General features: G+C 73.7%; 6 protein-coding genes. 4 read left to right on the forward strand and 2 right to left on the reverse strand.

Going from position 1 to position 6,089, the window contains the following annotated elements:
* Positions 1–38 precede the first annotated feature (38 nt).
* Positions 39–491 (reverse strand): YchJ family protein, encoded by a 453-nt coding sequence (locus tag ACWD6P_RS32195; RefSeq protein ID WP_451447721.1) that lies wholly within the window; start codon positions 489–491, stop codon positions 39–41.
* A 205-nt stretch (positions 492–696) separates the two neighbouring features.
* Between ACWD6P_RS32195 and ACWD6P_RS32200 the strand changes: the two genes are divergently transcribed.
* Both ACWD6P_RS32200 and ACWD6P_RS32205 read left to right on the forward strand, forming a co-directional pair.
* Positions 697–891: a hypothetical protein gene (locus ACWD6P_RS32200; protein WP_030412631.1), complete on the forward strand. Its 195-nt coding sequence runs from the start codon at positions 697–699 to the stop codon at positions 889–891.
* A gap of 169 nt (positions 892–1,060) precedes the next feature.
* The gene (locus tag ACWD6P_RS32205) at positions 1,061–2,782 is read left to right on the forward strand and encodes a hypothetical protein (RefSeq protein ID WP_451447722.1); all 1,722 of its coding nucleotides are present in this window, start codon (positions 1,061–1,063) and stop codon (positions 2,780–2,782) included.
* 30 nt (positions 2,783–2,812) lie between these two features.
* On the opposite strand, the gene ACWD6P_RS32210 is transcribed toward ACWD6P_RS32205, so the two are convergent.
* Positions 2,813–4,318, reverse strand: a complete 1,506-nt coding sequence (locus ACWD6P_RS32210; protein WP_451447723.1) for an SCO1417 family MocR-like transcription factor — start codon at positions 4,316–4,318, stop codon at positions 2,813–2,815.
* 107 nt (positions 4,319–4,425) lie between these two features.
* Between ACWD6P_RS32210 and yczE the strand changes: the two genes are divergently transcribed.
* Both yczE and ACWD6P_RS32220 read left to right on the forward strand, forming a co-directional pair.
* Positions 4,426–5,118: a membrane protein YczE gene (yczE, locus tag ACWD6P_RS32215; protein ID WP_451447728.1), complete on the forward strand. Its 693-nt coding sequence runs from the start codon at positions 4,426–4,428 to the stop codon at positions 5,116–5,118.
* Positions 5,115–5,915 carry a glycerophosphodiester phosphodiesterase family protein gene (locus ACWD6P_RS32220; protein WP_451447724.1) on the forward strand — a complete coding sequence of 267 codons (801 nt, stop codon included), beginning with the start codon at positions 5,115–5,117 and terminating at the stop codon, positions 5,913–5,915. The genes yczE and ACWD6P_RS32220 overlap by 4 nt, the downstream gene beginning before the upstream one ends.
* The last annotated feature ends 174 nt before the right edge of the window (positions 5,916–6,089 follow it).

Here is a 6,089-nt window from a genome sequence, read left to right on the forward strand (position 1 = left end):
CGGGACGCCCGCGGCGGGCCGGACGGCGGAGCCGGGCGCTACAGGGACGGCAGCGCGTCCAGATAGACCCACTCGCCGTTCTCGCGGACGAAGCGGCTGTGCTCGTGCAGGCTGTCGGCGTGCCCGTGCAGGCTGTAGTGCGCGCGGAACTCCACGGTGCCCTCGGCGTGGAAGGCGGTGCCGCCGGTCGTGGCGAGGACGTCCAGTCCGGTCCACCGCTGCGCCGGTTCGAGATCGAGGGCCGCGGGGCGCGTCGTCGGGTGCCAGGTGCGCAGCAGATAGCCGGTGTCGCCGACGGCGAAGGCGCTGTAGCGGGAGCGCATCAGCCGCTCCGCGGTGGGGGCGGTGGCGCGTCCCTGGTGGAAGGCGCCGCAGCAGTCGCGGTAGCTCTCGGCCCGTCCGCAGGGGCAGGGCGCCTCGGGGGCGACCGCCGCCGGACGGGGCGGCGTGTGCTGCGGCCGCTTCGGCGGCTTGTTCTTCGGCTTCGACACCCGACGATTGTGCCGGTCGGCGGGGGCGGATCGCGACACGCCGCGGCAGGTCGGTGACACGCCGGTGCGACACGCCCTGAAGCTGCGCCCAAATAGGGAATTTCAACGATAAATCACCCATTCGCAGCTTTTGATGGCTTGATGCGTGCTGTGAGGCTGGAAGAACTCATGGTGACCGTCCCCACCACCCAGGAGAGAACCCCCCATGATTCTGTCCATTTCCGGCGTCGTCCTGCTCGGTGTCATCGTCTTCCTCTTCTTCCGCAAAGACGGCCTCAAGTTGTCCCATGCGCTCGTCTCCGCGCTGTTCGGGTTCTATCTCGCCAGCTCCGCCATCGCGCCGAGTATCAAGGCCGGCGGGGCGAGCCTGGCGAGCCTCCTAGGGGGGATCAAGCTCTAGAGCCTGGTCCCCGGACAGGCTCCAGGGCTCCTCCTGCTCCGCCGCGGCTCCACGCCCCCGCCCGAACGGGCCGCACCAGATCCCGTCCGGGCGGCTCCGCGGACCGCACGCCCCGGCTCGCCGCCCATACCGAGCCCCCCAGACCACCGCACGAGCAACAGGAGAAGATGTGGCCCGGCGCCCTCTGCCCCGCATCCTGACCGATCGCGCACCGCTCGCCCGTATGGCCAACAGCGCGTCGCTCGCCCGCAGCCGCGAACTCGCGCGCAGCGCCACCGACAGCGTCTCCGATGTGTTCCACCCGCTGATCACCATCGGCCGGGGCCTGCGCCGGCTGGCGGTGGCCGCCCGGGGACGGTGGACCGAGACGCCCAAGGAGAGCCGCGGTCCGCTGCTGTTCTTCGTCGGCGCATGTGTGCTGGTGGTGGCCCTGGTCCCGTACGGACCGCTGCTCGCGCTGATCGCGGCGATGGCGGCGGGCGCCTGGGCGGGGCGCGAGCGCGCACCGGTGGAGACCGGTCCCAGCGAGGCGGAGACGGAGCGGCTGCGGGCGCTGTACGAGGCGCTGGTGCCGTACCTCTCCGCCGAAGGCGACCCGAACCCCCTGTACGCGCACGACGGTGACTGGGAGCGGGCCTTCGGCGAGTACGCCTTCGACGACGGGGGGCGGCTGGAGCGGCTGCGGCTGAAGTACCCGGCGTACTTCACCGACGGCGAGGCCCGGTCCCGGGGCCGCATCGAGCAGGTGCTGTACGCCAAGGCCGGGCGCGGCCGGGAGTACCACTTCGTCTGGGACGAGCTGGCCAACCAGCTCACCGTGACCGTCCTGCCGGCGCTGCCCACCGATATCGGCGCACAGCGCTTCGTCACCTCTCCGGGCGAGACGGTGCTCGGGTTCACCGACCCGGACTCGGTGCAGCGGACCCTGCCGGTCGACGTCAAGGCGGAGACCCGCGACGCCCCGCCGGTGGTCTGGCGCACCGGGCAGCGCTCCACCGAGCCGCACTTGCTCGCCCTGGGACAGCCGGGTACCGGCACCACGACGCTGCTGCGCTCGATCGCCCTGCAGGCGCTGGACCACGGCGATGTGGTGGTCATCGACGGCAGCGGCACCGGCGAGTTCGGGTGTCTGGTCGGACGGCGCGGCGTACTGCGGGTGGAGAGCGGGCTGGCGGGGGCGCTGGCGGCGCTGGAGTGGGCGTCCCACGAGACCGAGCGGCGGCTGGTCGTCGCGAACCGGGCGCGGCAGGCCGGTCTGCCGGCGCCGGACGACACCCGGCGGCCGCTGTGGATCATCGCGGACCGGCCGACGGCGCTCACCCATATCGCGGCCGCGGAGGGCCGGGACGATCCTCAGCGGTGGCTGCAGGTGCCGCTGCGGCACGGCAGGGCGGCCCAGGTCACGGTGGTCGTGGCCGACCAGTTCGAGAGCGCCGACCTGCTGAGCGATCCGGTGCGGGCGCACACCAAGGCGCGGGTGGTGCTCGGCCCCGCGACGACGGAAGAGGTACGGGTGGTCCTCGGGGCGCCGCCGCACACCACGCCGACAGCGCAGGTGCCGCCGGGACGCGGCTATGCGCGGCTGGGGACCGCTCCGGTCCTGCGCCTCCAGGTCCCGGCCACGCCCGATCCGTTCGACGACGCGACGAGTGAGGCGCTCCGGCAGGCCGTCCTGGCGCTGCTTCCGGAGCGTACGGTTCCGGCCGATGCGGAGGCCCTTGCCGCGACGGACGGCCGGCCCCTCCCCGACGACCCGGCGGCGGACGCCGACGCGGCCGGGCCCGCGGCCGAGCCGGTGGGAGCGACCAGGCGGGTGTCGATCGTCAAGGGCGGCGAGTCCCGTACGGTCAGGGGCAACGGCTCGATGGAGACCCTGCGCGCGGAGCGGTGAGAGCCCGGCCCGCACTCTCCTGACACACCATCAGGCAACGAAGGTGTGCCGCAGATCCGCCTCCGCCGGCGCGCCCGTCGCGACCAGCCGCGCGGCCCCGGCCAGCCGGGCGGCGGCCTCGTCGGCGACCGCTCCGTTGACCGTGAACGGCAGCCGTACGAAGCCCTCGAAGGCCCCGTCGACGCCGAACCGGGGGCCGGAGGGGACCCGCACCCCGAGCCGCTCCCCCGCCTCGGCGATCCGGGAGCCGGAGAGCCCGCCGGTACGCGCCCAGAGCGTGAGTCCGCCGCGCGGAACGCTGAACTCCCAGTCGGGAAGGTGCCGTTGCAGGGCGGCGACGATCGCGTCGCGGTTCTCGCGGGCCTGGTTCCGGCGGATGCCGACGGCCTGCTCCCAGCCGCCGCCCTCCAGCAGCGCGGCGATGGCGAGCTGCTCCAGGACCGGTGAGCCCAGGTCGGAGTAGGCGCGGGCGGCGACCAGGCTGCGGATGATGTCGGGCGCGGCGCGCACCCAGCCGATCCGCATCCCGGCCCAGAACGCCTTGCTCGCCGAGCCGACGGTGATCACCGCGCTGCCGGCGGGGTCGAACGAGCAGACCGGGCGGGGCATCGCGACGTCCTCGTCCAGCTGGAGTTCGGCCATCGTCTCGTCGACGACGAGCAGCGTGCCCGCCGATCGCGCGGCGTCGACGAGGCGGCGGCGCTGGTCCTCGGTGGCGAGGGTGCCGGTCGGGTTGTGGAAGTCGGCGACGACATACGCCATCCGGGGCGCGGCATCGCGCATCACCTGACGCCAGGCGGGGATGTCCCAGCCGGCCAGCCGCTCCGCCAGGGCCACCGGGACCAGCCGGGCACCGGCGTCCCGCATCAGCTGGAGGATGTTGGCGTACGAGGGCGAGTCGACGGCCACCCGCTCGCCGGGGCCGGTACACAGCCGGCAGATCGCGGCCACGGCGCCCATCGCCCCCGTGGTCACCATGATCTGCTCGGGCATCGTGGGAATGCCGTGGGCGGTGTAGCGGTCGGCCAGGGCCTGGCGCAGCACGGGCAGTCCGGCCGGGTAGTCGCCGTGGGTGTGGGCGTACAGCGGCAGGTCGGCCACGGCGCTCTGGACGGCGCGGGTGAGCCAGGGCTCGGGGGCGGGGAGGGCGGCGCAGCCGAGGTCGATCATGGAGCCGGCGGCCTCCGGGGGCAGCGGCTCCAGCCCGCGGGTGGGCAGCGGGTTGCCGGCCGGCACGGCGGTCCAGCTGCCGGAGCCGCGCCGGGACTCCAGGAAGCCCTCGGCGCGCAGCGCTTCGTAGGCGGCGGCGACGGTGGTGCGGCTGACGCCGAAGGCCGCCGCCAGCTCACGCTCGGCGGGCAGCCGGGCGGCGACCGGGATCCGGCCTTCCAGTACGAGGAGGCGCACGCCGTCGGCGAGGCTGCGGTAGGCGGGCAACTTGCGGCCGCCGACCGCGAGTTGGGCCTCACGCCCGTCCTGCGACCGGAGCAGCCTGGCGAGTTGGGGCGCACCCACCGCTGAAGTCCACTGAGCCATGAAGATCAGTCCACCTTCCCCGAATTGGCTCTACATTTCGAGCCCGGACACGCCACATGGTGTCATGCATCGGTCCAATGCTGCCAGGAGGGGGAATTTTCGTGTCCATGATGAGGGGTACCGAACCGAGGGACGGCGGCCCACGGCGGGGTCTGCTGGCGCGCCGGCTGGTGCAGCTCTATACGGGACTGACGCTGTACGGCGTGAGCATGGGCCTGATGGTCCGCGCCGGCCTGGGCCTGGAACCATGGAGCGTGCTCAACCAGGGCATATCCCGGCATACAGGGCTGTCGATCGGCACGGTCACCGTCGTATCGGGGGCGCTGATCCTGCTGCTGTGGATCCCGCTGCGCCAGCGCCCGGGCCTGGGCACGGTCTCGAACGTGGTGATCCTCGGGGTCGTCATGGACGCGACCCTGGCCTGGGTGCCCGAGCTGCACTCCCTCGGCGCCCGTATCCCCCTGCTGGCGGCCGCCGTCCTCCTCAACGGCGCCGCGACCGGCCTGTACATCTCCGCCCGCTTCGGCCCGGGGCCGCGGGACGGGCTGATGACCGGGCTGCACCAGCGGACCGGCCGCCCGGTGCGGCTGGTGCGGACCTGCATCGAGGTGACGGTGCTCGCGGTCGGCTTCCTGCTCGGCGGCTCCGTCGGGGCCGGCACCGTGGTCTACGCACTGGCCATCGGGCCGATGGCGCAGCTCTTCCTCCGCCTCTTCGCGATCAAGGACCTGCCCGGGGAGCCGTCGCGGGTGGTGGCCCGGAGTGGCACTTCACCTGAGCGCGCCATACTGCCGGAGTGACCCCCGCGATACGCCTCCGCCACGCCTACCTCGACCACCCCGCACCGCTCGCCTTCGCCCACCGGGGCGGGGCCGCCGACGGCCTGGAGAACACCGCCGCCGCGTTCCGCCGCGCGGTCGGTCTCGGCTACCGCTATCTGGAGACCGACGTACACGCCACCTCGGACGGAAAGCTGGTCGCCTTCCACGACCCGACACTCGACCGCGTCACCGACACCCGCGGCGCGATCGGACGGCTCCCCTGGCGGGCGGTGCGCCGGGCCCGGGTCGGCGGCCGGGAGCCGCTGCCGCTGTTCGAGGAGCTGCTGGAGGAGTTCCCCGAGGCACGCTGGAACGTCGACCTCAAGGCGGAGGCCGCGCTGACCCCGCTGCTGGATCTGCTGCACCGCACCGACGCCTGGGACCGGGTGTGCGTCGGCTCGTTCTCCGAGGCCCGGGTGGCACGGGCGCAGAGCCTGGCCGGCGCCCGGATGGCCAGCTCGCTCGGCACCCGCGGCGTGGCCGGCCTGCGGCTGCGCTCGTACGGCCGCGGGTCGCTGCCGCTCGACCGCCTGCTGGGCGCGGCGGTGCGGCGCAGCGCGGTCTGCGTACAGGTCCCCGAGCGGCAGTCCGGCATCCCGGTCGTCGATGCCCTCTTCCTGCGCGCCGCGCACGCCCTGGGCATGCAGGTCCACGTCTGGACGGTCAACGACCCGGACCGGATGGCGGCGCTGCTGGACCTAGGGGTGGACGGCATCATGACCGACGACCTGGAGACCCTACGGACGACGCTGCGGGGGCGGGGGCTTTGGGCCTAGTCGCTGCGCTTTGCCGCGGCCGACGTTTTCGGCTGACCCGCCGTGGGGGTTGTTCGCCGTTGCGCCTGCGGCGGGCTGTTGCCGCTGCGCGGGGCTGTTCGGCTGCCGGTGACGGTCCTCCGGGGTAGGGGTGTGGGACTGCTTCGCTTTACGTCCCGTGACACGGCGACCCCG

It is taken from the genome of Streptomyces sp. NPDC002446 (genome assembly GCF_053595675.1).